The sequence below is a fragment of the Micromonospora mangrovicola genome (assembly GCF_047200535.1).
Lineage (GTDB): Bacteria > Actinomycetota > Actinomycetes > Mycobacteriales > Micromonosporaceae > Micromonospora.
The window spans coordinates 18,682-43,078 of the sequence record NZ_JBJZOG010000046.1; the positions used below are offsets into that span (position 1 = coordinate 18,682).

Annotated in this window: 22 protein-coding genes; 17 read left to right on the forward strand and 5 right to left on the reverse strand. The window is 71.4% G+C overall.

The features are described from left to right. Positions 1-10: 10 nt before the first annotated feature. Positions 11-1,189 carry a galactokinase gene (gene galK / locus ACL02O_RS19255; RefSeq protein WP_412819481.1) on the reverse strand — a complete coding sequence of 393 codons (1,179 nt, stop codon included), beginning with the start codon at positions 1,187-1,189 and terminating at the stop codon, positions 11-13. Further along, positions 1,186-2,115, reverse strand: a complete 930-nt coding sequence (gene galE / locus ACL02O_RS19260; RefSeq protein WP_412819509.1) for a UDP-glucose 4-epimerase GalE — start codon at positions 2,113-2,115, stop codon at positions 1,186-1,188. The genes galK and galE overlap by 4 nt, the downstream gene beginning before the upstream one ends. A 228-nt stretch (positions 2,116-2,343) precedes the next feature. Here galE and ACL02O_RS19265 point away from each other — a divergent pair, with 228 nt between their 5' ends. From ACL02O_RS19265 to ACL02O_RS19290, 6 genes are all read left to right on the forward strand, one after another. Beyond that, the gene (locus ACL02O_RS19265) at positions 2,344-3,372 is read left to right on the forward strand and encodes a hemolysin family protein (RefSeq protein WP_412819482.1); all 1,029 of its coding nucleotides are present in this window, start codon (positions 2,344-2,346) and stop codon (positions 3,370-3,372) included. 33 nt (positions 3,373-3,405) lie between these two features. Next, positions 3,406-4,431, forward strand: coding sequence for a tryptophan--tRNA ligase (gene trpS / locus ACL02O_RS19270; protein WP_412819483.1), 1,026 nt, complete (start codon positions 3,406-3,408; stop codon positions 4,429-4,431). Between the two features lie 47 nt (positions 4,432-4,478). Then, on the forward strand, positions 4,479-5,036 hold the full coding sequence (locus ACL02O_RS19275; protein WP_412819484.1) for a 2'-5' RNA ligase family protein: 558 nt from the start codon (positions 4,479-4,481) through the stop codon (positions 5,034-5,036). 56 nt (positions 5,037-5,092) lie between these two features. After that, positions 5,093-6,028 (forward strand): YihY/virulence factor BrkB family protein, encoded by a 936-nt coding sequence (locus tag ACL02O_RS19280; protein ID WP_412819485.1) that lies wholly within the window; start codon positions 5,093-5,095, stop codon positions 6,026-6,028. Further along, positions 6,025-6,393 carry a GntR family transcriptional regulator gene (locus tag ACL02O_RS19285; RefSeq protein WP_412819486.1) on the forward strand — a complete coding sequence of 123 codons (369 nt, stop codon included), beginning with the start codon at positions 6,025-6,027 and terminating at the stop codon, positions 6,391-6,393. Before ACL02O_RS19280 ends, ACL02O_RS19285 begins: the two co-directional genes overlap by 4 nt. 174 nt (positions 6,394-6,567) lie before the next feature. Continuing rightward, positions 6,568-7,011: a hypothetical protein gene (locus ACL02O_RS19290; RefSeq protein WP_412819487.1), complete on the forward strand. Its 444-nt coding sequence runs from the start codon at positions 6,568-6,570 to the stop codon at positions 7,009-7,011. A gap of 141 nt (positions 7,012-7,152) precedes the next feature. Here ACL02O_RS19290 and ACL02O_RS19295 read toward each other — a convergent pair whose 3' ends face one another. Next, positions 7,153-8,796, reverse strand: a complete 1,644-nt coding sequence (locus ACL02O_RS19295) for a glycoside hydrolase family 13 protein (protein WP_412819488.1) — start codon at positions 8,794-8,796, stop codon at positions 7,153-7,155. A gap of 449 nt (positions 8,797-9,245) precedes the next feature. Further along, a complete protein-coding gene (locus ACL02O_RS19300; RefSeq protein ID WP_412819489.1) occupies positions 9,246-10,328 on the reverse strand; it encodes a LacI family DNA-binding transcriptional regulator in 1,083 nt (360 codons plus the stop codon). Positions 10,329-10,679: 351 nt separating this feature from the next. Between ACL02O_RS19300 and ACL02O_RS19305 the strand changes: the two genes are divergently transcribed. The 3 genes from ACL02O_RS19305 (at position 10,680) to ACL02O_RS19315 (ending at position 14,032) form a co-directional block, all read left to right on the forward strand. Then, entirely contained in the window at positions 10,680-11,981 is a 1,302-nt protein-coding gene (locus ACL02O_RS19305; RefSeq protein ID WP_412819490.1) for an extracellular solute-binding protein, read from the forward strand. Between the two features lie 108 nt (positions 11,982-12,089). Beyond that, positions 12,090-13,103: a carbohydrate ABC transporter permease gene (locus ACL02O_RS19310; protein WP_412819491.1), complete on the forward strand. Its 1,014-nt coding sequence runs from the start codon at positions 12,090-12,092 to the stop codon at positions 13,101-13,103. A gap of 2 nt (positions 13,104-13,105) precedes the next feature. After that, a complete protein-coding gene (locus tag ACL02O_RS19315) occupies positions 13,106-14,032 on the forward strand; it encodes a sugar ABC transporter permease (protein WP_412819492.1) in 927 nt (308 codons plus the stop codon). Between the two features lie 119 nt (positions 14,033-14,151). Here the strand turns inward: ACL02O_RS19315 and ACL02O_RS19320 are convergent, their stop codons facing one another. After that, positions 14,152-14,754 (reverse strand): TetR/AcrR family transcriptional regulator, encoded by a 603-nt coding sequence (locus ACL02O_RS19320; RefSeq protein ID WP_412819493.1) that lies wholly within the window; start codon positions 14,752-14,754, stop codon positions 14,152-14,154. A 98-nt stretch (positions 14,755-14,852) separates the two neighbouring features. On the opposite strand from ACL02O_RS19320, the gene ACL02O_RS19325 reads away from it, so the two are divergent. From ACL02O_RS19325 to ACL02O_RS19360, 8 genes are all read left to right on the forward strand, one after another. Next, on the forward strand, positions 14,853-15,860 hold the full coding sequence (locus ACL02O_RS19325; RefSeq protein WP_412819494.1) for a hypothetical protein: 1,008 nt from the start codon (positions 14,853-14,855) through the stop codon (positions 15,858-15,860). A gap of 56 nt (positions 15,861-15,916) precedes the next feature. Beyond that, positions 15,917-16,261: a hypothetical protein gene (locus tag ACL02O_RS19330; protein WP_412819495.1), complete on the forward strand. Its 345-nt coding sequence runs from the start codon at positions 15,917-15,919 to the stop codon at positions 16,259-16,261. Between the two features lie 276 nt (positions 16,262-16,537). After that, positions 16,538-17,608, forward strand: a complete 1,071-nt coding sequence (locus ACL02O_RS19335) for a BMP family lipoprotein (RefSeq protein WP_412819510.1) — start codon at positions 16,538-16,540, stop codon at positions 17,606-17,608. Between the two features lie 267 nt (positions 17,609-17,875). Further along, entirely contained in the window at positions 17,876-19,396 is a 1,521-nt protein-coding gene (locus ACL02O_RS19340; protein WP_412819511.1) for an ABC transporter ATP-binding protein, read from the forward strand. Positions 19,397-19,472: 76 nt separating this feature from the next. Beyond that, positions 19,473-20,831: an ABC transporter permease gene (locus ACL02O_RS19345; RefSeq protein ID WP_412819496.1), complete on the forward strand. Its 1,359-nt coding sequence runs from the start codon at positions 19,473-19,475 to the stop codon at positions 20,829-20,831. Between the two features lie 3 nt (positions 20,832-20,834). Further along, the gene (locus ACL02O_RS19350; RefSeq protein ID WP_412819497.1) at positions 20,835-22,115 is read left to right on the forward strand and encodes an ABC transporter permease; all 1,281 of its coding nucleotides are present in this window, start codon (positions 20,835-20,837) and stop codon (positions 22,113-22,115) included. 103 nt (positions 22,116-22,218) lie between these two features. Next, positions 22,219-22,920 (forward strand): cytidine deaminase, encoded by a 702-nt coding sequence (locus ACL02O_RS19355; RefSeq protein ID WP_412819498.1) that lies wholly within the window; start codon positions 22,219-22,221, stop codon positions 22,918-22,920. A gap of 155 nt (positions 22,921-23,075) precedes the next feature. Further along, the gene (locus tag ACL02O_RS19360) at positions 23,076-24,356 is read left to right on the forward strand and encodes a thymidine phosphorylase (RefSeq protein ID WP_412819499.1); all 1,281 of its coding nucleotides are present in this window, start codon (positions 23,076-23,078) and stop codon (positions 24,354-24,356) included. Positions 24,357-24,397 lie beyond the last annotated feature (41 nt).

Below are 24,397 nucleotides of genomic sequence, written 5' to 3' on the forward strand. Positions count from 1 at the left end.
GTGGGGCGGGTCAGTCGAGGCGGGTGGCGCCGGTGGCGGGGAGGACGGTCAGCGTGCCCGGCGCGGCGAAACCGCGGTCGGCGTACGCGGCGGTGACGGCGGCCGCCACCGCGTCGGCGGAACTCGCGTCGACCAGGGCGAGGACGCAGCCGCCGAAGCCGCCCCCGGTCATCCGGGCTCCGTACGCCCCGGCGGCCAGGGCCGCCTCGACCGCGGTGTCGACCTCCGGCACGGTGATCTCGAAGTCGTCGCGCATCGAGGCGTGCGAGCCGGTCAGCAGCGGGCCGATGTCGCGTACCCGGCCGGCGCGCAGCAGCGCGACCGTGTCGAGCACCCGCTGGTCCTCGGTGACCACGTGCCGGACCCGGCGGCGCGTCTCGTCGTTGGACAGCCTGCCCAGCGCCGCGTCGAGGCCGGTGACGCGCACGTCCCGCAGGGCGGGCACCCCGAGGCTCCGCGCCGCCTCCTCGCACGACTTCCGGCGGGAGGCGTACTCGCCGTCGGCGTGCCGGTGTGGGGCGCGGCTGTCGATCACCAGCATGGCCAGCCCGGCGGAGTCCAGGTCGAAGGGGATCTGCTCGACCTCCTCGGTGCGGCAGTCCAGGAAGAGCGCGTGCCCGGCCCGGCCCCGGATCACCGCGGACTGGTCCATGATTCCGGTGGGCGCGCCCACGTACTCGTTCTCGGCCCGCTGGGCCAGCCGGGGCCAGCGGGCGGCGGGCAGGTCCAGCCCGCCCAGCTCGACCAGGGCGGCCAGCACCGCGGACTCGATGGCCGCCGACGAGGAGAGCCCGGAGCCGACCGGCACGTCGGAGGCGATGGCGAACCGGGCACCGGGGACGGCGTGACCGGTGGCCCGCAGCGCCCAGACGACGCCGGCCACGTACGCGGCCCAGCCGGTGACCCGGCCCGGCTCGTCCGCCTCCTTCGGGCCGAACTCGACCACGTCGTCGGCCAGCTCCGACCAGACCGTCCAGCACGTGTCGGGTCGGACCGCGGCGGCGACCACGGTACGCAGCGGCAGCGCGAAGGGGAGCACGAAGCCGTCGTTGTAGTCGGTGTGCTCGCCGATCAGGTTGACCCGCCCGGGAGCCGCCCAGCGGCCCGCCGGCTCCGCGCCGTACCGCTGCCGGAAGCCGGCGGTGGCGCGGGCCGCGACGTCACGCGGCGCGGCGGCCGCGCCGGTCACCGCTGCCCCAGCACGTGCTCGCGGTAGAACGTCCAGGCGTCGCCGATCATGTCCTGCAGGGTCGGCTTGGCCGGCACCCAACCCAGCTCCGCGCGGGCCAGCGCGGAGGAGGCGACCAGTTCGGCCGGGTCGCCCTCGCGGCGCGGCGCCACCTCGACCGGCACCGGGTGGCCGGTGACCTCGCGGACCACCTCGATCACCTGTCGGTTGGTGAAGCCGTTGCCGTTGCCCAGGTTGTAGATCCGGTGCCGGCCCGCGGTCGCGGCGTCGAGCGCCAGCAGGTGGGCCCGGGCCAGGTCCTCGACGTGGATGTAGTCGCGCACGCAGGTGCCGTCGGCGGTGGGGTAGTCGTCGCCGAAGAGCTGGAGCTTGTCGCGCCGGCCGGCGGCCACGTCGAGGGCGAGCGGGATGAGGTGGGTCTCCGGGTCGTGCCGCTCCCCGATGGCCCGCCCGTCGTGCAGGTAGGCCCCGGCGACGTTGAAGTAGCGCAGCGAGACGGCGGCCAGGTCGTGCGCGACGGCCTCGGAGGTGAGCGCCATGTCGACGGCCAGCTTGGTGGCCCCGTAGGTGTTGGTGGGGGCCTTGACCGCGGCCTCCGGGATGGGCAGTTCGGTGGGGTTGCCGTAGACGGCGGCGGTGGAGGAGAAGACCAGCCGGGGCACCCGGGCGGCGCGTACCGCGTCGAGCAGGGCGAGCGAGCCGACGGTGTTGGTGTGCCAGTAGAGCTCCGGCTTGAGCATCGACTCGCCGGCGGCGATCAGCGCGGCGAAGTGCAGCACGCCGTCGAAGCCGGCGTCCGGGGTGAGCACCCGGGCGGCCTCGTGGACCGGCAGGTCGACGTGGGTCGCCTCGGGGGCGACGGCCTCCCGGTGGCCGGTGCGCAGGTCGTCCAGGACGGTCACGTCGTGGCCGCTGTCCAGCAGCATCCGGGTCACCACACTGCCGATGTACCCGGCACCGCCGGTGACGAGCAGTTTCACGTCGGATCCTCCTGCCTGGCCGGGCCCCGCGCCGGCCGTCCGTCGATCACCCTAGGGCCGCCGGCTGTGCCCTCGCTGCCGATGACTCACCACTATTCCACCACGATCCGCCATGATTGAACAGATACGAACATTGCCCCGGCCGCGCGGCGGCTGCTGTCTACCATCCTTGTCATGCGGGAGCCAGGTGGTCCCGGGCTCCGGCGAAGACCGTCGGGGCGGCCGCGACGCGAACCGGGACCGTTCGCCCGGACCGTCGCCCGGCTCGTGGTCCGCGCCGCCGACGGTGCCATCCGCCTGGTCACCGACCTGCTCGGTGCCAGCCCGACCGCCGGGCGCGAGCGGATCAGCGAGGCCGAGCTGCGGGACCTGGTCGCCGCCAACACGGTGCTCGATCCCGACGAACGGCGGATCATCGACGAGGTGCTGGTGGCCGGGGCGCGGCTGGTACGCGAGGTGATGGTGCCCCGCACCGAGGTGGTGTTCCTCTCCGCCGGGCGCACCCTCGCCGAGGCGGAACGGCTGGTCCGGGCCGAGACGCACACCCGGTACCCGGTGGTCGACGGCACCCACGACGACGTGGTCGGCTTCGTCCACCTGCGGGAGGTGCTGCTGCGCCCGGAACGGGACCGCCGCGCCACGGTCGGGGAGCTCACCCGCGAGGTGAAGCGGCTCCCCGGCAGCAAACGGGTCCTCGCCGCGCTCACCGAGATGCGCCGGGAGGGCCACCACCTGGCCGTGGTGGTCGACGAGTACGGCGGGACCGCCGGCATCGTGACCTGCGAGGACCTGGTCGAGGAGCTGGTCGGGGAGATCCACGACGAGTACGCCGGCACCCCGCCCGACCCGGCCCACGCCGGCCTGCCCGCCGTCGTCGACGGCCGGCTCAACCTGGCCGACTTCGCCGAGCGCACCGGGATACCGCTGCCCGCCGGGCCGTACGAGACGGTCGGCGGGTTCGTGATGGCCGCCCTGGGCCGGCTCCCGGTGGCCGGCGACGAGATCCCGGTGGCCCCGGCCCGGGACGGTGTGGGCTGGCCCGACCCGGAGGACCCGCCGGGCGGTTGGCTGCTGCGGGTGCTCGCCCTGGAGGGACGGCGGGTGTCCCGCCTGGCGGTCTCCACCGTGCGCGTGCCCGAGCAGCGACGCGAGATCAGCGCCCCGGTCGCGTCCGCCGAGATCCGACCCGCCGGCCCGTCATGACGTACGCCCGACCTTGCTGACAGAATTGCCGGCATGTCCGACGTACCCGCCCGCCCGCGCGTCTTCTCCGGCATCCAGCCGACGGCCGACTCGTTTCACCTCGGCAACTACCTGGGTGCGCTGCGGCACTGGGTGGCCCTCCAGGACAGCCACGACGCGTTCTACTGCGTGGTCGACCTGCACGCGATCACCGCCGGGCACGACCCGAAGGTGCTCAAGCAGCGCAGCCGGGTGGCCGCCGCGCAGCTCTTCGCGCTGGGCATCGACCCGGAGCGCAGCACCCTCTTCGTCCAGTCGCAGGTGCCCGAGCACCCGCAGCTGGCCTGGGTGCTGGGCTGCATCACCGGGTTCGGCGAGGCCAGCCGGATGACGCAGTTCAAGGACAAGTCCCAGAAGCAGGGCAGCGAGCGGGCCAGCGTCGGCCTCTTCACGTACCCGATCCTGCAGGCCGCGGACATCCTGCTCTACCAGGCCCACGCGGTGCCGGTCGGCGAGGACCAGCGACAGCACCTGGAGCTCTCCCGGGACCTGGCGCAGCGGTTCAACTCGCTCTTCGGGCCGACCTTCACCGTGCCCGCGCCGCACATCGTCAAGGACACCGCGAAGATCACCGACCTGCAGGATCCGACGGCCAAGATGTCGAAGTCGTCCTCCTCCCCGGCCGGCATCATCGACCTGCTGGAGGACCCGGCCCGCTCGGCCAAGAAGATCCGCTCGGCGGTCACCGACACCGGCCGCGAGATCGTCTTCGACGCCGAGGGCAAGCCGGGCATCTCCAACCTGCTCACCATCTACTCGGCGCTCTCCGGCCGGAGCATCGACGAGCTGGTCGCCGCGTACGACGGCAAGGGCTACGGCGACCTGAAGAAGGAGCTCGGCGAGGTGGTCCGGGAGTTCGTCACCCCGATCCAGGAGCGCACCCGCGGCTACCTGGACGACCCGGCGCAGCTTGACAAGCTGCTCGCGCACGGCGCGGAGAAGGCCCGCGCGGTCGCCGCCCCCACGCTGGCGACCGTGTACGAGCGGGTCGGCTTCTTCCCGCCCGTCCGGGCCGAGTAGCGGCCCGGGCACGAAGGGACGGGTGGACACAGTCGGTGGCCGGAGGGATGGCGCGGAGCGTGGACGGCAGGGACGGGGCGTCGGACGCCGGCGACACCATCCAGATCGGGATCGCCGTGGACGTCCCCGAGCCGTGGGGCGGAACGCTCACCCGCCGCCGGATCGAGGCCGGCGACCCGCAGGCCGTCCCGGCGCACGTCACCCTGCTCGGGCCCACCGAGATCCCGGTGAGCGCGCTGCCCGCCGTCGAGGCGCACCTGGCCCGGGTGGCCGCCACGCACCTGCCGTTCACCCTGCACCTGCGGGGCACCGGCACGTTCCGGCCGGTCACCCAGGTGGTCTTCGTGGCGGTGGCGGCCGGGATCAGTGAGTGCGAGCTGCTCGCCGCCGCCATCAACGCGGCACCGGAGCTGCACCGCGAAGCGCGCTTCCCGTACCACCCGCACGTCACGGTGGCGCAGGACGTGCCGCCCGAGGTGCTCGACAAGGCGTACGAGGACCTGGCCGACTTCTCCGCCCTGTTCGAGGTGGAGACGTTCACCCTCTTCTCGCACAGCGGCCAGACCCGGTGGCAGCCCCGCCGGGACTTCCGGCTCGGCGGTTGAGCTGAGTACCGGCCGGCCTGCCTCCCGGGCGACGGAGGATCGGCGAGGATGACGTGGTGAACGTGCTCGGCCGGATCGAGACCGCCGCGAACCGTCGGATCGACGCCGCGCGGGACCGGTTGCCGGCCTTCGACCATCTGTGGCGGGCCGGGACGCTCTACGCCGACATGCTCGCCGGCCGGCTCGCGGCCGCGATCGCCTACTACGGCTTCTTCGCGGTCTTCGCGCTCGCCCTGGTCGCGTACTGGGTCTTCGGCGCGATCCTGCAGGACAACGACGAGGTCAGCGCTGCGGCGTCGCACTTCCTCCGGGAGAACCTGCCGTTCCTCGACCCGCAGCAGATCGCCGAGAGCAGCAACACCGTCGGGGTGGTCGGTCTGATCATCCTGGTCTTCACCGGGATCGGCTGGGTGGAGGCGATCCGCTCCTCGCAGCGGCTGATGTACGGCTTCAACCAGCAGCCCGGCAACCTGGTGGTCCGCCGGCTGGTCGACCTGGGGGTGCTGGTGGCGGTCTTCGTGCTGCTCGGCGTCTCGGTGGCCGCCGTCGACGCGCTGGGGTCGCTGCTGCGCTTCCTGCTGCGCAGCACCGGGTCGGTCGGGCTGACCACGGTCAGCGCGGTGCTCAGCATCCTGGTCAACGCGGTGCTGGCGGTGGCGCTGCTGGTCGCGGTGCCCCGGCTCCGGATGAGCCGGCGCCGGCTGCGCCCGGTCGTCCTGGTGGTGGCGGTCGGCATCACCCTGCTGAACACGGTCGGCCGCTACTACGTGGTCCGCACCGAGCGGAACCCCGCCTACACGGTGGTGGCCACCGCGGTGGGGCTCCTGCTCTACCTCTACCTGCTCAACCAGTTGGTGCTCTTCGGCGCGGCGCTGGCCGCGACCAGCCGGTACGGCCGGGTGGTCGACCTGGCCGAGGGCAGGGCGGCCCGGGAGGTGGACGTCGAGGTGGACGAGGAGACCGAACCGGGTACGCCGGGAGGGGCGGGATGACCAACCGGATCCGGATCGACCCGGCCTCGGCGGTGCCCCCGTACGAGCAGGTGCGCGGGCAGCTCGCCCGGATGATCGGCGACGGCCGGCTGCCGGTGGGCACCCGGCTGCCCGCGGTCCGGCAGCTCGCCGGTGAGCTGGGGCTGGCGGTGAACACGGTGGCCCGGGCGTACCGGGAGCTGGAGGGGACAGGGCTGGTGGAGACCCGGGGCCGGCACGGGACCGTGGTCGCCCCGGGGCGCGACGACGCCACCGACCGCCTGCACCGCGCCGCGACCGGGTACGCGGCCGAGGCCGTCCGCCTGGGCGTCCCCCCGGACCGCGCCCTGGCCCTCGTCCGCGCCGCCCTCGACGCCGCCCGCTGACCCGCTCGTCACCGCGCCGCCTCACGTCGCTTCCGCTCCGTCCGCCTCTTTCACGGAAACAGTGGCCATTCCTCGACGCGGGGCCACTCGTTCCGTGAGTCAGGGCGGGCCTCGGCGGGGCGGCAGTTGGGGGAATACGGGCTGCGGTCTCCTGGTAACGGCCATGATGAGCCGGTGGGCGCACTCGTGACACTGGACCTGCCGGACGACTCGCCGATGCTCGGCCTGCCGTGGATCATCACCTTCGGCCCGCTCGGCGACACCGACGAGTGGGAGCCGGTGGTCTGCGGCCCGTACGAGCGACCTCACGCGCTGGCCCTGGCCGAGGCGGTGGTCGCCGAGGAACAGCTGATGGCGGTGGTCGAGCCGCTGCTGCCGGCGCTGACGCCCGACGAGATCCGCGGCGAGATCGCCGCCGCGCAGATCGCCGCCGAGGACGAGGCGGCCCGGACCGACCAGGCGGACCTCTACGGCGACTTCGAGGACGTCATCGACGAGGAACTGGAGTTGGCCGCCGAGCAGGAGCCGGTGCCCGAGCCGCGGCCCGCGCCGAGCCGGGACGAGGTGCGCGCCGGCTTCGCCCGGATCGCCGAGCTGCTCACCGGCAGGGGCGCCTGACGGATCGTCCCAGCTGGACACCGGCCCCTCGGGAAGTCGGCTTCCCGAGGGGCCGGGGCCACCTCACCCCCCACCACAAGGGGTCGGTTGCCCAGCCGCCCGTCGGCGCGGAGCACAACGGACGACCAGGTCAATGGCGGGTTACCCGGCGGAACGCCGTTCGAACCACGCAGCCGCGTCCACCGGCAGGACGTGCCCGTCGCTCTGCTCGGCGAGGTCGGCGCTGGCGACGACCGGCCGGCCGTAGCCGGTGACCGTCGTGGCCGCGCCGCTGAGGTTGACCACACAGGTCAGCTCGACGTCCCCGGCGGTGCGGCGGAACGCCAGCACCCCCGGCTCGGTCTCCAGCCAGCTGATGTCGCCGGTGCCGGCCAGCGCCGGGTGCTCGTGGCGGATCCGCAGCGCGGTCCGGTAGAGCTCCAGCGTCGAGCCGGGCCGGCCGGTCTGGGCGGCCACCGAGAGGGCCCGCCAGGTCGCCGGGGTCGGCAGCCAGCTCAGCTCGCTGCCGTCCGGACCGAAGCCGTACGGGGCCAGCTCGCCGCTCCACGGGATCGGCACCCGGCAGCCGTCCCGGCTCTCCCCGGTACGCAGGAACGCCGGATCCTGGCGCAGCTCGTCGGGGAGGTCCAGCACCTCCGGCAGGCCCAGCTCCTCGCCCTGGTAGACGTACGCGCAGCCGGGCAGGGAGAGCATCAGCAGGGCAGCGGCCCGGGCCCGGCGCAGCCCGACCTCGCCGTCGCCGTACCGGGTGACGTGCCGCTGCCGGTCGTGGTTGGAGAGCACCCAGGTGGTCGGGGCGCCGACGATGGTCGACTCGGCGAGCGCGGTGTCGATCACCTTGCGGAACGAGTCGGCCGACCAGGTGGCGTCCAGGAAGTCGAAGCTGAAGGCCTGGTGCAGCTCGTCCGGGCCGATGTAGCGGGCCAGCCGCTGCGGGGTTTCCGCCCAGGCCTCGGCCACCGCCATCCGGCCGCCCGGGTAGCTGTCCAGGATCGGCCGCCAGGTGCGGTAGATGTCGTGCACCTCGTCCTGGTCGAAGTAGGGCAGTTTGCCCTTGCCCAGGAGTTCGGACTGTCGCTGGCCGGTGGTCATCGAGTTGAAGCCGACGTCCGGCAGGCCCTCGGCCTTGATCATCCCGTGCGCCACGTCGATCCGGAATCCGTCGACGCCCCGGTCGAGCCAGAAGCGCAGGATGTCGTGGAACTCGGCGCGTACCTCGGGGTGGCGCCAGTTGAGGTCGGGCTGGGCCGGGTCGAACAGGTGCAGGTACCACTGGCCGTCGGCGACCCGGGTCCAGGCGGGGCCGCCGAAGATGCTCTCCCAGTCGTTCGGTGGCAGCTCGCCCTGCTCGCCCTTGCCCTCGGCGAACAGGTAGCGCTCACGCTCGGGGGAGCCCGGGCCGGCGGCCAGCGCCGCCCGGAACCACGGGTGCGCGCTGGAGGTGTGGTTGGGGACCAGGTCGACGATGATCCGCAGGCCCAGCGCGTGCGCGTCGCTGATCATCGCGTCGAAGTCGGCGAGCTTGCCGAAGAGCGGGTCGACGTCCCGGTAGTCGGAAACGTCGTAGCCGGCGTCGATCTGCGGGGAGGTGTAGAAGGGGGTCAGCCAGAGCGCGTCCACGCCCAGCTCGCGCAGGTACGGCAGGCGCTGCCGGATGCCCTCGAGGTCACCGACGCCATCGCCGTTCGCGTCGGCGAAGCTGCGGACGTACACCTGGTAGACGACCGCGGATCGCCACCAGTCCTGGTCGGAGGTCGGCGGCGTCGGGTCGGTGGCGGCGGTCATCGGTGACGATCCCCGTTCTCTGGCAAGGGACGGTGGCACCCGCGCGGGCGTGGGTGACCGGCGTGGGCGTCTGAGCAGAATGCCGCCCCGGCGCTGCAAGAGTCAAGCATTCCTTGCGCAAGAAATGACGGCCGTCACGCCTGCCCAGCGGCCGGGACTTGCTGGCGCGTCCCAGCACTCGGGCAGCGTTCCGCGTTGGCGGCCTGCGGCGGATCGTCGTCCACGGGACACCCGGGCACCGGGCCGGTGCCCGGCGACCACTCGACTCCGGATTGCGAAAGCGCGCAGTTTTGGGCTGGAGAGAAAGCCACCTGGGTGGTCGGGAGCGGGCGCGGGGCTCGACCAGCGGTCGGCGTCCGATCGCCCGCCTGCTGTGGCGCCCCGGCTGACGGCCTGCGGGGTGCCGGGCGGCTGGCTGGGCCGGGGCGCCGGCCTGCGGTGGGGGCGGCTCAGGCCGGTACGGCGAGCGAGGAAGGTGCGGGGCGCTGCCGTTTTGCGCCGGTGGCGGCGGCGTCCGCCGGCGGGACCACCGCGGTCGAACCCCGTACCACCAGTTCCGGGCGGAAGAGGTACTCCGTGTGCGGCGCGGGATGTCCGTTGATCTCGTCGACCAGCGCACGGACAGCGGCCACCGCCATCGAGGCCACCGGCTGGCGCATGGTGGTCAGCGGCGGGTCGGTGAAGGCCATCAGCGGCGAGCCGTCGTAACCGACCACGGAGACATCGTCCGGGACCGAGAGTCCGCGCTGGCGGGCGGCCCGGATCGCGCCGAGCGCCATCAGGTCGGAGCCGCACACGATGCCGGTGACGCCCCGCTCGATCAGCCGGCCTGCGGCGGCCTCGCCGCCTTCCACGCCGAACAGGGTGAGCTCCGCGAGATCGTCCAACTCGCTCTCGGCGAGCCCGGCTGCCCGGATCATGGCGGACTTCCAGCCGGCCACCTTGCGGTGCACGGGGACGAACCGGTCGGGGCCGGTGATCAGACCGATGCGGCGGTGTCCCAGGGCCACCAGGTGGGCCACCGCCAGTTCGGCTGCCTCCCGGTCGTCGCAGGAGACGAAGGGTGCCGCGATGCCGGTGACGTACCCGTTGATCATGACGATCGGCAGCGGCCGGGCAATCAGGGCCCGGTAGCGGTCGTGGTTGGCGGCGGTGTCGGCGTGCAGGCCGGACACGAAGACAATCCCGGAGACCTGCCGGTCGAGCAGCATCTCGACGTACTCGTCCTCGGTGACCCCGCCCGGGGTCTGGGTGCAGAGCACGGGGGTGAAGCCGCTCTGCGCCAGCGTCGACTCGATGACTTGGGCGAAGGCCGGGAAGATCGGGTTGTCCAACTCCGGGACGACCAGGCCGACCAGCCCGGCGCTGCGCTTGCGCAGCCGGGCGGGACGCTCGTAGCCGAGCACATCGAGGGCGGTCAGGACGGCCTGCCGGGTCTCGGGGGCCACGCCGGGGCGGTCGTTGAGCACCCGCGACACCGTGGCCTCGCTGACTTCGGCCTGTTGGGCGATGTCGGACAATCGAGCGCGCATGGCGGAACTCTAGCCGACCGCCCCGTTCTTGCGCAGTATCTAGCAAGAACTTGCAGGAACGAGCAGTGATCGTCGCCAACCCCGGTGGGGAGCTGCTAAATCCTGGGCGGGAATGGGTGTGTGGGTGCCTTCACTAGGCACGCCGCGTTCATGCCGCAGTCACGAAGGGTGGCGAGGGCTGCGAGATTGACCACCTCCCCAGGGGGCAAACTGCCCAGATTGCGCCATCTGGCGAGCCTTTGAGGTGACGGTTGAGGCACGGTTGTTGCAAGGGTATTCGCAAGGGGTTTCGTGTTCCGAAACTTCTTGCTACTGTCCCGCCGTTATCCGGCAGGCAATCTAGGAGCGCATATGCGTCGCATCGCCAAGGGGCTGGTGGTCCTCACCTCCACGGCCCTCGCCATGACGCTCGCCGCGTGCGGCGGCGACGACAAGTCGACCAGCGAGAAGCCGAAGGTGGATCCGGCCGCGCTGAAGGCCGAACTCACCTGGTGGGACACCTCGGACCCGAAGAACGAGGGCCCGGCATACCAGGAGCTCATCACCAAGTTCAACGCGAAGTACCCGAACGTCAAGATCAACTACCAGTCGGTTCCGTTCGGTGACGCCCAGAACAAGTTCAAGACCGCTGCCCAGGCCAAGAGCGGCGCCCCGGACATCCTGCGGGCCGAGGTCGCCTGGGTGCCCGAGTTCGCCTCGCTGGGCTACCTGTACGCGCTGGACGGCTCCGAGTTGCTCGCCGACGAGTCCGACTTCCTGGAGACCCCGCTCTCGTCGGACAAGTATGACGGCAAGACCTACGGCGTGCCGCAGGTGACCGACTCCCTGGCGCTCATGTACAACAAGGACCTGCTTGCCAAGGCCGGCGTCACCGAGGCCCCGAAGACCTGGGCCGACCTGAAGACCGCCGCCCAGGCCGTCAAGCAGAAGACCGACGCCGAGGGCCTCTACGTCAACCCGGCCGGCTACTTCATGCTGCCGTTCATGTACGGCGAGGGCGGCGACCTGGTTGACGCCCCGAACAAGAAGATTGTGGTCAACTCCGACAAGAACGTCGCCGGCCTGAAGATCGCCAAGGACCTGATCGCCAGCGGTGCGGCCGCCAAGCCGTCCGCCAACGACTCCTACGGCACCATGATGACCCTCTTCAAGGAGAAGAAGGTTGCCATGATCATCAATGGCCCATGGGAGGTCAACAACATCAAGGGCGCGCCGACCTTCGGCGGCCTGGACAACCTGGGCATCGCCCCGGTCCCGGCCGGCTCGGCCAAGGCCGGCGCCCCGGTCGGCGGTCACAACTACGTGATCTGGTCCGGCATGCCGCAGGAGAAGGTCGACGCCGCAGTGGCGTTCGTGAAGTTCATGAGCTCCGCCGAGTCGCAGGCCTTCCTCGCCGACAAGCTGGGCGTGCTGCCCACCCGCAAGTCGGCTTACGAGGTCGACTCGGTGAAGAACAACGCGATCATCTCCGCGTTCAAGCCGGTGATCGAGTCGGCCGTCGCCCGCCCGTGGATCCCCGAGGGTGGCCAGTTCTTCGGCCCGCTCGACCAGATGGCCACCGAGGTCCTGATCCAGAACAAGGACCCGAAGGCTGCGCTGGACGCCGTCGCCAACAAGTACAAGTCCGAGGTCGTGCCGTCCTACAGCAAGTGACCTGATCCTGGCGCTGGCAGCGGCCGGCGACCACATTCGGCACCCGGCGGGGCCGGCCGGCAGATGGGCCGACCAGCCCCGCCGGGTTTCCCCCTTGGAGCGCAGCTGATGACCACTGTGACCGCCGATGCGGTGCCCGCGCCGTCCGGCCGCCGGCCCAGGCGCCGGTCCCGCCTGCGGCAGAGCTGGGAGAAGCACTGGTACGCCTGGGCGATGGTGCTGCCCGTTGTTGTGGTGCTCGCGGTACTGATCTTCTATCCGCTGGCCCGCGGCGTCTGGATCTCGTTCACCAACCTGAACGAGGCCAACCAGGCGGCGGAGATCTGCACCAAGTCGATCACCGGCGATGAGGTGTGCAAGGCCAACCCGAACGGCTGGCACTTCGTCGGGCTGGACAACTACGTCAAGGTGCTCACCGGTCAGGTGGGTGAGTTCTGGCAGTGGACCGGAGTCACCCTCATCTGGACCTTCGTGTGCGTCGCCTTCCACTACGGCCTGGGCCTCGGGCTGGCCACCATCCTGAACCGGCCGATGCGGCTGCGCAGCTTCTACCGGGTGCTGCTGGTGCTGCCGTGGGCGGTGCCTGCCTTCGTCAGCGCCTTCGCCTGGAAGTTCATCTTCAACGAGCGGTTCGGGCTGGCCAACTCGCTGCTCACCGCCGTCGGTATCGATCCGGTGGACTGGTTCGCCAACCGCTGGACCGCGCTGTTCACCGCCATCGTCACCAACATCTGGCTCGGCGTGCCGTTCATGATGGTGGCCCTGCTCGGCGGCATGCAGACCATCCCGGGCGAGCTCTACGAGGCCGCCGAAATGGACGGGGCGACCCCCTGGCAGCGGTTCCGCAACATCACCCTGCCTGGGCTGCGCCCGGTCAGCATGACGGTGATCCTGCTTGGCACCATCTGGACCTTCAATATGTTCCCGATCATCTTCCTGGTCACCGAGGGTCAGCCCGCTGGGCAGAGCGAGATTTTGGTGACCGGTGCCTACCGCGCCGCCTTTGAAGGCATCCGGAACTACTCGCTCGCCTCGACCTACGGGGTGCTCATCCTGTCCATCCTGCTCGTCTACTCGGTGTTCTACCGGCGAGCGCTGCGCAAGCAAGGCGAGGTGTGGTGACCATGAGCCAGACCAGCAGTCCGCCCCCCGCGACGGCCGCAGGGCAGCTGCCGGCGCGACCCGAGCCGGCGGCGGTGCGGCCGAGCCGGCGACCGACCCGCGCAGGCCGATCCCTGCTGAGGTCCGCGGGGCTGCACGCCACGCTGATCGTCGCCTCGCTGATCGCGATCGGTCCGATCGTCTGGGTGCTGCTGTCGTCGTTCAAGCCGGGCTACGCGGTGCAGAGCACCGAGCTGACCCTGGTCAAGGACCCCACCCTGGCCAACTACAGCTACGTGCTCAACGACACCAACTTCCTGCGCTGGTTCCTCAACTCGGTGATCGTCGCGGCGTTCACCATGGCCATCGGCATCTTCTTCTCGGCCACCACCGGCTACGCGGTCTCCCGGTTCAACTTCCCCGGTCGTCGACCACTGATGATGGTCTTCCTGGTCACCCAGATGTTCCCGGTGGCCATTCTGATCGTGCCCATCTACACGATCATGGCCAGCCTCGGGCTGATCAACACGCTGCCCTCGTTGGTCATCGCCAACCTGACCATCGCCGTGCCGTTCTGCGCCTGGATGCTCAAGGGCTACTTCGACTCGATCCCGACCTCGCTGGACGAGGCGGCGGCGATCGACGGCTGCGGCCCGTTCACCATCTTCTGGCGGGTGGTGCTGCCGCTGGCCCGCCCGGCGCTGGCGGTCACCGGCTTCTACGCCTTCCTCACCTCCTGGGGTGAGGTGGCGTACGCCTCGGCGTTCATCCAGACCGACAACAAGTTCACCCTGGCGTACGGGCTCCAGCAGTTCGTGCCCCAGTTCAACCCGCAGTGGGAGTACCTGACCGCCTCGGCGGTGCTGGTCACCATCCCGGCCGGCATCGTGTTCCTCTTCGCTCAGCGGCACCTGGTTTCCGGGCTGACCGCTGGCGGCACCAAGGGCTGACCGCGGCGGTGTGGCCCGGGCGTATGCGCTCGGGCCGCCCGGACGTCGTTGCGGGGCCCGGCCGGGCACCTCGTCGTATCCGGTGCCCGCGACCGGGCGGCCGCCCGCAAGCTACGTGATCACGCGGGTATCGGCCCTGCCGCCAGCGCGCGGACGCCGGCCAGGTAGGTGCGCCGGTCGGGCGAACCGGTGAGGATGCGCTGCATGAAGTAGCCGGGGACCAGGCCGAACAGGGCCGCACCGACCGCCTCCGGGTCAGCGTCCGCGGGCAGTGTGCCGGCCGCGTGCGCCCGCCGCGCCAGCGTCGTGAAGTGGCCCCGGAAGCCGGTGTACGTGGCCCGGACGAACTCGGCGAGCGCAGGATCCCGTTGCGCCTCGCTCCAGACCTGGATGGCCAGCGGCAGGATGCCGTCGGGACCGGTCTGCGCGTCGACGTACGCCAGCGCCCGCTCGAGCGCCTCGACCAGCGGCAGCGGTGGCTCGGCCGCGGCCAGCTCGGCGAAGACGCCGTCCGCGCCGCCGATGACCGACTGGGCGATCGCGGTGATCAGGTCGTTCTTGCTCGGGAAGTAGCGGTAGACCGCGCCGACCGAGAGCCCGGCCTCGGCGATCACGTCCTGCATGGAGGTGCTGTGGAAGCCGTCGCGCAGGAAGCAGCGGCGGGCCGCGTCGAGGATCTGCTGCCGGCGGGCCGCCCGGTGTTCTTCCGATACGCGTGGCACGCCGCACAGTGTAAAGCGAACGTTCGTTCTTGACTCTTGGCCGGCTCGGGCGCACTCTCGGTTTTAAAGAGAACGAGCGTTCGTTTTAGGAGTTCGCCATGTCCGTCCCCGCGCACCGGATCCGCTCATCCTGGCTGCTCGCCGCGCTGCTGGCGACGCTGGTGGCGGCCGTGCAGGCCCTGCTCGTACCGCTCTTCGCCGCCCCGGCGGCCCACCTCGCGCCCCGCGACCTGCCGGTCGCCGTCGCCGGACCGGCGCCCGTGGCGACCGAACTCGCCGGCCGGCTCGCCGCCGCCCGTCCCGGGGCCTTCGAGGTGACCACGCTCCCGGACGGCGGGGCCGCCGACCGCGCGCTGCGCGACCGGCAGGTGTACGCCGCCTTCGTCGCCGGTCCGGACGGCATCGCGCTGCACACCGCCCCGGCGGCCAGCCCGACCGTGGCCGCGCTGCTCACCGAGGCGTCGGCCCAGCTCTCCGCCGGCCGTCCCGTGCCGGTGGTGCAGGTCGTACCGGCCGACCCGGACGACCCGCGCGGCGCCGGGTTCGCCGCCGGCTTCCTGCCGCTCGCGCTGACCAGCCTGCTGGCCGGGGCGCTGCTCGTGCTGCTGGTCGCCCGGCGCGGTGCCCGGTTGCTCGGGCTGATCGGCTACGCCGTTCTCGCCGGCCCGGTCGGGGTCGCGGTGCTGCACGGCTGGCTCGGCGTGCTGAACGGCGACCTGTGGCGCGAGGCCGGTGCGGCGGGTCTGTTCGCGCTGGCCGTGGCGAGCACCGTGGCCGGCCTCGGCGCGCTCCTCGGCGCCCCCGGCGCCGGGCTCGGCGCGCTGCTGGTCTTCCTGGTCGGCAACCCGCTCTCCGCAGTCGCCGCCGCGCCGGAGCTGCTGCCGCAGCCGTGGGGGACGGTCGGGCAGTACCTGCCGGTCGGGGCGGGCGGAACGCTGCTCCGCTCGGCGGCGTTCTTCGACGGGGCCGGCGCCTCCCGGGCCCTCGCCGTACTGGCCGGCTACGCGACGCTCGGGCTGCTCCTGGTGCTGGTGGGGCGGAACCGGCCGGCCGCGAGCACGGTGCCGGCGGCGGAGCGGCGGCCCGCCGCGGAGGTCACGGTATGACGGCGGCCGGCGGGGCGTCTACTACAAATCGTCGTTGATAGGGGAGGATGGCCGCCATGGAAGCTCTTCGGCTGGTACTCCTCTACGTCCACCTGGTCGGGTTCGCGCTGCTGCTCGGCGGTGCGATCGCCCAGTACGCCAGCGGCCGGCTGCGGATCAACGCGGCGATGCTCTGGGGCGCGATCATCCAGGTGCTGACCGGGCTCGGGCTGTCCGCTCCGCTGCGCGACCCGGACGACGAGCCCGCGCCGGCGAAACTTGTTACCAAGTTGGTAATCGCCTTGCTGATCTTCGTCATGGTCTTCTTCGCCCGTAAGCGGGAGTCCGTGAACCGCGGCCACTTCCTTGCCATCATTGGGTTGACCCTGCTCAACGCAGCCGTGGCGGTCTTCTGGCGATAGCTGCGCGAGCGGCGCGAACGCCAGGGAAACCGGACGTTCGCGACACCTCTCCGGAGGGCTGTCAGCACGAAATGTGACGTGCCCCACGCAAGGGTTACACCGGGGTAACGGACGCTCAACAGTCGTGCACGATTGTCGGCCGGTGGGTGGGCGCGGGCGTACGCTCCCGTCCGTAACGTGGGACGCCGGCGGCACACCGCAGGCCGGCGCAAGGGCTGCCACCGCGCACGACGCGGTGTGCAATGGGAAGGAGACGTCTTGCGCTCTGTGCGTGGGATGCGGATCGCCTCCGCGATCGTGGCGGGTGGCCTCGTGCTGGGTGCCGCCGCTTGTGGCGAGGCCCCCAAGGATGACAAGAACGCCGGCGGCACCGGAGGCAAGAAGTTCAGCGCCTGCATGGTGACCGACGTCGGTGGCATCGACGACAAGTCCTTCAACACCTCGGCCTGGAAGGGCCTGCAGGAGGCGAAGAAGGAAAACGACAACATCGACATCAAGAACGTCCAGTCGAAGGCTGAGGCGGACTACGAGGTCAACCTGACCGGGTTCGTCAACCAGAAGTGCGACTTCATCCTGGCGGTCGGCGGCCTGATGTCCGACGCCACCAAGAAGGCCGCGCAGGCGAACCCGAACCAGCAGTTCGCGATCGTCGACTCGAACCCGGGCGTGGACAACGTCTACCCGATGCAGTTCGACACCGCGCAGGCCGCCTTCCAGGCCGGTTACCTGGCCGCCGGGATGAGCAAGACCGGCAAGGTCGGCACGTACGGCGGTCTGCCGATCCCGCCGGTGACCATCTTCATGGACGGCTTCTCCGACGGCGTCGCGCACTACAACAAGGCCAAGGGCAAGAACGTCCAGGTCCTCGGCTGGGACAAGGCGACCCAGAAGGGTTCCTTCACCAACGACTTCGTCAAGCAGGACGAGGGCAAGAAGGTCTCCGACGCGCTGGTCGCCCAGGGCGCGGACATCATCATGCCGGTCGCCGGCGGCGCGGGCCTCGGCACCACCGCCGCGGCGCAGGCCTCGAACGGCAAGTACTCGGTGGTCTGGGTGGACGTCGACGGCTGCGAGAGCACCCCGAACTGCCCGGTGCTGCTGACCACCGTCGTCAAGAACATCCCGGACGCCGTCAAGGAGGCCGTGCTCAAGGCCGCCGGTGGCGAGAAGCTCGAGGCCAAGCCCGGCTTCGTCGGCACCCTGGCCAACAACGGCGTCTCGATCGCCCCGTACCACGACTTCGACAGCAAGATCCCCGCGGATCTGAAGGCCGAGGTCGACAAGATCAAGGCGGACATCGCCGCCGGCACCATCACGGTCACCTCGAAGGCCCAGCCGACCAAGTGACCGATCCGTCGGCCCCCGCGATGGGATCATCGACAGCGGGGGCCGGCGGGCACCAGGTATGACGATCCGGCCGCCTCGGCCCACGCGGGGACATCCCGCTGCCGGGGCGGCCGGTCCACCTTCATCCCCTGATCGACCCCCCACCCGGCGCGGTGGCCGGCGGGCAGCCGCTACGCTGCACCATCGCTCACACTCCAGGAGGTTGCGCTGAGACTCGAACTGCGCGGCATCACCAAACGGTTCGGTGATCTGGTCGCCAACGACCACATCGACCTGACGGTGGAGCCTGGAGAGATTCATGCCCTGCTCGGCGAGAACGGCGCCGGCAAGTCGACCCTGATGAACGTGCTGTACGGGCTCTACCAGCCCGACGAGGGCGAGATCCTGGTCGACGGCAAGTCGCTGAAGCTGCGGGGCCCGTCGGACGCCATCAGGGCCGGGATCGGCATGGTGCACCAGCACTTCATGCTGGTGCCGGTCTTCACCGTGGCCGAGAACGTCATGCTCGGCGCCGAGCAGGTCAAGGGAGGCTTCACCGGCTTCCTCGACCGCCGGCGCGCCCGGCGCGAGGTCGCCGAGGTATCCGAGCGGTACAACCTCCGGGTCGACCCGGACGCGGTGATCGAGGACCTGCCGGTCGGCATCCAGCAGCGGGTGGAGATCATCAAGTCGCTCACCCGCGACGTCGACCTGCTGATCCTCGACGAGCCGACGGCCGTGCTGACCCCGCAGGAGACCGAGGAACTGCTCACGGTCATGCGGTCGCTCAAGGAGGCCGGCAAGTCGATCGTCTTCATCACCCACAAGCTGGGCGAGGTGAAGGCGATCGCCGACCGGATCACCGTGATCCGGCGTGGGAAGACCGTCGGCACCGCCTCGCCGGACGCCAGCCGGGACGAGCTGGCCGCGCTGATGGTGGGCCGCAGCGTCCGGCTGACGGTCGACAAGAAGCCGGCCACCCCGGGCAAGCCCGTCCTGGAGGTCGCCGGCCTGGTGGTCGACGACGACCGGCAGGTACGCGCGGTCGACGGCGTGGACCTGACCGTGCACTCCGGTGAGGTGCTCGGCGTCGCCGGTGTCCAGGGCAACGGCCAGACCGAGCTGATCGAGGCGATCATGGGCCTGCGGCCCTCGCTCGCCGGCACGATCAGCCTGGACGGCGAGGCCGTGCACGGCTGGCCGACCAAGAAGGTGCTGCGCGCGGGCGTCGGCTACGTGCCCGAGGACCGCAGCGTCGACGGCCTGGTCAAGGAGTTCTCCGTGGCGGAGAACCTGGTGCTGGACATCTACGACCGGCCGCCCTTCGGCAAGGGCCTGTCGCTGAAGCCGGACGCCATCGCGAAGTCGGCGAAGGAGCGGATCGAGCAGTTCGACGTCCGTACCTCGTCGGCGGACGCGGCGGTGGGCACGCTCTCCGGCGGCAACCAGCAGAAGGTCATCGTGGCGCGGGAGCTGTCCCGGCCGCTGAAGCTCTTCATCGCCGCCCAGCCCACCCGTGGTGTGGACGTCGGCTCGATCGAGTTCATCCACAGCCGGGTCATCCGCGAGCGGGACCAGGGCACCGCCGTCATGGTCGTCTCCAGCGAGCTGGACGAGGTCATCGGCCTGGCCGACCGGATCGCCGTGATGTACCGCGGCCGAATCATCGGCGTGGTCAGCCCGGACACCCCGCGTGAGGAGATCGGCCTGCTGATGGCCGGCATCACCCCGGACACCGGCACGACGACGGCGACCGACGGCGCCGCGGCCCCGGCCCCCGAGGACCCTGGCAACGAGGACGAGGCATGAGCGAGCGTCTGCGAGCGAATCATCGATACAGCGTCGTGGTGCCTCATGCCGGCACCGAGCGCAGCGAGGTGGCGGCATGAGTAACCCGAACCCGGTCTCGGGCTCCCCGGACAAGGAGCCGGCGACCGAGGCGCAGGAGGCCCGGAGCGAGGCCCGGGCGACCCCGACCGCGCCCGCCGGCGACCAGGAGCGCACGGTGCCCGCCACCGCGACGGAGCAGCCTCCGGCCGAGGAGCCCCGCCCCACGCTGGGCAAGCTCTTCCTGGACAACCTCTGGGCCGCCAACACGGTCACCGTCACGGTGCTCGCGGTCCTGCTGGCGATGCTGGTCGGCGCGGTGCTGATCATCGTCTCGGACCCGGACGTGCTGGCCACCTACGGCTACATCACCGCCCGCCCGTCGGACGCGCTGAACTCCAGCTGGACGGTGGTCAGCGAGGCGTACGCGAACCTGTTCAAGGGCGCGATCTTCGACCCGGAGGCGTCCGGCTTCACCGCCGCGATGGGCCCGATCTCGGAGACGCTCACGTACACCGCGCCGCTGGTCTTCACCGGCCTGGCGGTCGCGCTCGCCTTCCGGGGCGGCCTGTTCAACATCGGCGCCCAGGGCCAGGCGACCATCGGCGTCGTCCTCGCCGCCGTCGCCGGCTTCGCGCTGCCGCTGCCGCCCGGTGTGCACCTGCTGGTCGCGCTGATCGCCGGCGCGGCCGGCGGCGCGATCTGGGGCTTCATCCCCGGCATCCTCAAGGCGCGGACGGGCGCCCACGAGGTGATCAACACGATCATGCTCAACTACGTGGCGGTCTACTTCCTGTCCTGGATCATCATCCAGAACGGGGTGCAGAACCCGAACCGGTCCGACGCCATCAGCAAGCCCGTCGAGTCCTCCGCCCAGCTGCCTCGGCTGCTCGGGGACAACCTGCGGGTGCACGCCGGCATCCTGGTGGCCGTGCTGGCGACCTGGTTCGTCGCCTGGCTGCTCAACCGCTCGACGCTCGGCTTCGAGCTGCGCGCGGTCGGGGAGAACCCGAACGCCGCCCGGACCGCCGGCATCAGCGTCACCAAGGCGTACGTGCTGGTCATGGTGATCTCGGGTCTGCTGGCCGGTCTCGGTGGGTCGAACATGGTGCTCGGCTCGACCGCGAACGCGCTCACCCCGCTGGTGATCGCGCAGATCGGCTTCGACGGCATTCTGGTGGCGCTGCTCGGCCGGGTGAAGCCGTGGGGTGTGCTGCTGGCCGCGTTGCTCTTCGGCGCGCTGCAGGCCGGCGGCAACCGGATGCAGTCCTACTCCGGGATCTCCCTGGAGCTGGTGACCGTGCTCCAGGCGCTCATCGTCATCTTCATCGCCGCGCCGGCCCTGGTGAAGGCGATCTTCCAGCTCCGGGCGGCCCGCGCCGCCCGGCTGCAGACGAGCCTCGCGAAGGGCTGGTGACGCATGTCCACCACGGCTGTCCCCGACGTCGCCGTCACCACGGTCGACGAGGGCTTCTGGACGCGTCAGCGCAAGGTCGGCCTGGTTCTGCTGGCCCTGGGCGTGCTCGCGGCGGTGCTCTTCGGCGCGCTCGCGACCGGTGAGCAGGCCCGGTTCACGCTCAGCGAGACCGAGGGCGGCGCCGCCCTGGAAATCAACGGCACGGTCGGCGCGATCCTGTTCGGGGTCATCTCCGTGGCGGCCGGGGCCGCCCTGCTCGCCGGGATCCCGAAGCGCTGGTTCACCCTGCTGCTCGGCGTCGGCCTGGTCGCCTTCGTGCTCAGCTTTCTGTGCTGGCAGGTCTCCGCGGCTCCCGCGGGTCGCAACTTCATGCCGCTGGTCAACATCGTCCGGGGCACGTTCGTCCTCGCGCTGCCGCTGATCTTCGGCTCGCTCGCCGGGGTGCTCTGCGAGCGGACCGGCGTGGTCAACGTGGCGATCGAGGGCCAACTGCTGATGGGCGCGTTCAGCGGCGCGCTGTTCGGCAGCATCACCGGCAGCGTCTGGGTCGGACTGGCCGCCGCGGCGATCGGCGGTGCGCTGATCTCGCTGCTGCTCGCCGTCTTCGCCATCCGCTACCTGGTCGACCAGGTGGTCATGGGCATCGTGCTCAACCTGCTGGCGGTCGGTGTCACCGGCTTCCTCTACGAGCGGCTGATGCAGACCGACGCGACGAAGTACAACAGCGCGCCCCGGTTCAGCAACTGGGAGATCCCGCTGCTCAAGGACATCCCGCTGATCGGGCCGGCGCTGTTCCGGGGAAACATCTTCCTTTACCTGGGCCTGCTGCTGGTGCTGGTCATCCACATCGCGCTGTTCCGTACCCGGTGGGGCCTGCGGACCCGGTCGGTGGGCGAGCACCCGACGGCCGCCGACACGCTGGGCGTGCGGGTGCTCGGCCTGCGCTACCGCAACGTGATCATGGCCGGCATGGTGGCCGGGATCGGTGGCGCCTCCTACACCCTGGCGCTCTACTCCTTCACCAAGAACATGATCGGCGGTAAGGGCTTCATCGCCCTGGCCGCGCTGATCTTCGGCCGGTGGAGCCCGACCGGCGCCCTGCTCGCGGCGCTCTTCTTCGGCTTCGCCGACCAGCTCGCCACCTACCTGGGCGCGATCGGCAGCGGCATCCCCAGCCAGTTCCTGGCGATGCTGCCCTACCTGGCGACGATCCTGGCCGTGGCCGGGCTGGTCGGCAGGGTCCGGGCCCCGGCCGCCGACGGCAAGCCGTACATCAAGGGCTGATCGCCCACGACGCAGCGTGCCCGGTGGGGAGACCCGCCGGGCACGGTCGTCTCCGGCCGCGGCCGTGACCGATCAGCGTGAATTGGGCAGAATGGGAGACGTGATGGAGATCGACTGGGAGCGGCTGCGGGCCGCCGCCACCGAGGTGATGCGCCACGCGTACGTGCCGTACTCGAAGTTCCCGGTCGGCGCGGCCGCCCTGGTCGACGACGGTCGGGTGGTGGTCGGCTGCAACGTGGAGAACGCCGCGTACGGCGTGGTGCTCTGCGCCGAGTGCGGGGTGGTTTCCTCGCTGCACGCCACCGGCGGCGGCCGGATCGTCGCCCTCTCCTGCGTCGACGCCACCGGCGAGCCGCTGATGCCCTGCGGCCGGTGCCGGCAGCTCCTCTGGGAGCAGGGCGGCCCGGAGTGCCTGATCGAGGCGAAGGGCCGCCCGCTGCGGATGGCCGAGCTGCTGCCGCACGCCTTCGACGTGGCCGACCTCGACGCGGTGACCGGCGAGCACCCGGTGCCCGTGGTGCCGGACCGGCTGGCCGCCTGGCGCGGGCGCGGCACCGTCTTCGTGCACGCGGACCTCTCCGCCGGGCGGCAGGTCTGGACGGCCTACTGGGAGCGGTCGGCCGGGGACACCGAGGACGCCGAGACCGGCGTGCTGGAGGAGGGCCCGACCTGGGACGACCCGGCCGAGGCGATCACCTGGGGCCTGGCCCGTACGCCCCGCGTCGTGGTGGTGGACGCGTCGGGCACTATTTTCTGGGCCGGTGAGGGTGAGCCTCCCGCGGAGATTCCGGTGCGCTGGGGTTGAGCTCGTGGGGTATCGGGCCGACGGTGCCCGGCTCCGGGCGGTCAGGCTTGATCCCTCCGCCGGTCACCGTCGGCCCGATTTCTCGGTGGTTCCGGTCCGCCGGTCGGTGTGATCGTGCCCGACGCTTTGGTTGATCTATCGATGGGAACTCGAAGGTGAGTGCTTTTACGGCGGTTGACGTCATTCGGACCAAGCGGGACGGAGGCGTGCTGAGCGACGGGCAGGTCGACTGGGTCGTCGACGCGTACACCAGGGGGCTGGTGGCCGACGAGCAGATGTCGGCGCTGGCCATGGCGATCCTGCTGCGCGGCATGAGCGCGCCGGAGATCGCGCGGTGGACCGCCGCGATGATCGCCAGCGGGGTGCGGCTGGACCTCTCCACGGTGTCCCGGCCCACCGTGGACAAGCACTCCACCGGTGGTGTCGGTGACAAGATCACCCTGCCGCTCACCCCGCTCGTCGCCGCGTGCGGCGCCGCCGTGCCGCAGCTCTCCGGGCGCGGCCTCGGCCACACCGGCGGCACCCTGGACAAGCTGGAGTCGATCCCGGGCTGGCGGGCCACGCTGAGCAACGACGAGTTCATCGCCCAGCTCCGCGACGTCGGGGCGGTCGTCTGCGCGGCCGGCGAAGGGCTCGCCCCGGCCGACCGCAAGCTGTACGCGCTGCGCGACGTCACCGCCACCGTGGAGGCGATCCCGCTGATCGCCAGCTCGATCATGAGCAAGAAGATCGCCGAGGGGACCGGGGCGCTGGTGCTCGACGTGAAGGTCGGCTCCGGCGCGTTCATGAAGCACGTCGACGACGCCCGCGAGCTGGCCCGGACGATGGTCGAGCTGGGCAAGGCGCACGGCGTGCGGACGGTCGCCCTGCTCACCGACATGTCCACCCCGCTCGGCCTGACCGTCGGCAACGCGGTCGAGGTGACCGAATCGCTCGAGGTACTGGCCGGCGGCGGCCCCGCCGACGTGGTCGAGCTGACCCTGGCGCTGGCCCGGGAGATGCTGGACGCGGCCGGGCTGCCGGACGCCGACCCGGCGGCGGCGCTGCGGGACGGCCGGGCGATGGACGCCTGGCGGAAGATGATCCGCGCGCAGGGCGGCGACCCGGACGCCCCGATGCCGACCGCCAACGAGGTCGAGGTGGTCCGCGCGACCGACGACGGCCACGTCGCCGAAATCGACGCGTACGCCATCGGGGTGGCCGCCTGGCGGCTGGGCGCCGGGCGGGCCCGCAAGGAGGACCCGGTGAGCATCCCGGCCGGGGTGGTGCTGCACAAGCGCCCCGGCGACCCGGTACGCGCCGGGGATCCGCTGTACGAGCTGCGCGCCGAGCACGCCGAGCGGATTCCGGCCGCGCTCGCCGAGGCGGAGCGGGCGGTGCGCATCGCGCCGGAGGCCCCGGCCGCGACGCCGCTGGTCATCGAACGCGTCAGTTGATCGATCCGGCTCGGGCGGGGGCATGGTGCCGACCCCGCCCG

Excerpts from the sequence above, each read along its gene's own strand:
- galE (WP_412819509.1), bottom strand. The coding sequence starts at position 2,115 with ATGCTGCTGGACAGCGGCCACGACGTGACCGTCCTGGACGACCTGCGC.
- ACL02O_RS19265 (WP_412819482.1), top strand. The coding sequence starts at position 2,344 with ATGCGGGAGCCAGGTGGTCCCGGGCTCCGGCGAAGACCGTCGGGGCGG.
- trpS (WP_412819483.1), top strand. The coding sequence starts at position 3,406 with ATGTCCGACGTACCCGCCCGCCCGCGCGTCTTCTCCGGCATCCAGCCG.
- ACL02O_RS19275 (WP_412819484.1), top strand. The coding sequence starts at position 4,479 with ATGGCGCGGAGCGTGGACGGCAGGGACGGGGCGTCGGACGCCGGCGAC.
- ACL02O_RS19285 (WP_412819486.1), top strand. The coding sequence starts at position 6,025 with ATGACCAACCGGATCCGGATCGACCCGGCCTCGGCGGTGCCCCCGTAC.
- ACL02O_RS19295 (WP_412819488.1), bottom strand. The coding sequence starts at position 8,796 with ATGACCGCCGCCACCGACCCGACGCCGCCGACCTCCGACCAGGACTGG.
- ACL02O_RS19300 (WP_412819489.1), bottom strand. The coding sequence starts at position 10,328 with ATGCGCGCTCGATTGTCCGACATCGCCCAACAGGCCGAAGTCAGCGAG.
- ACL02O_RS19305 (WP_412819490.1), top strand. The coding sequence starts at position 10,680 with ATGCGTCGCATCGCCAAGGGGCTGGTGGTCCTCACCTCCACGGCCCTC.
- ACL02O_RS19310 (WP_412819491.1), top strand. The coding sequence starts at position 12,090 with ATGACCACTGTGACCGCCGATGCGGTGCCCGCGCCGTCCGGCCGCCGG.
- ACL02O_RS19315 (WP_412819492.1), top strand. The coding sequence starts at position 13,106 with ATGAGCCAGACCAGCAGTCCGCCCCCCGCGACGGCCGCAGGGCAGCTG.
- ACL02O_RS19325 (WP_412819494.1), top strand. The coding sequence starts at position 14,853 with ATGTCCGTCCCCGCGCACCGGATCCGCTCATCCTGGCTGCTCGCCGCG.
- ACL02O_RS19330 (WP_412819495.1), top strand. The coding sequence starts at position 15,917 with ATGGAAGCTCTTCGGCTGGTACTCCTCTACGTCCACCTGGTCGGGTTC.
- ACL02O_RS19335 (WP_412819510.1), top strand. The coding sequence starts at position 16,538 with ATGCGGATCGCCTCCGCGATCGTGGCGGGTGGCCTCGTGCTGGGTGCC.
- ACL02O_RS19345 (WP_412819496.1), top strand. The coding sequence starts at position 19,473 with ATGAGTAACCCGAACCCGGTCTCGGGCTCCCCGGACAAGGAGCCGGCG.
- ACL02O_RS19350 (WP_412819497.1), top strand. The coding sequence starts at position 20,835 with ATGTCCACCACGGCTGTCCCCGACGTCGCCGTCACCACGGTCGACGAG.
- ACL02O_RS19355 (WP_412819498.1), top strand. The coding sequence starts at position 22,219 with ATGGAGATCGACTGGGAGCGGCTGCGGGCCGCCGCCACCGAGGTGATG.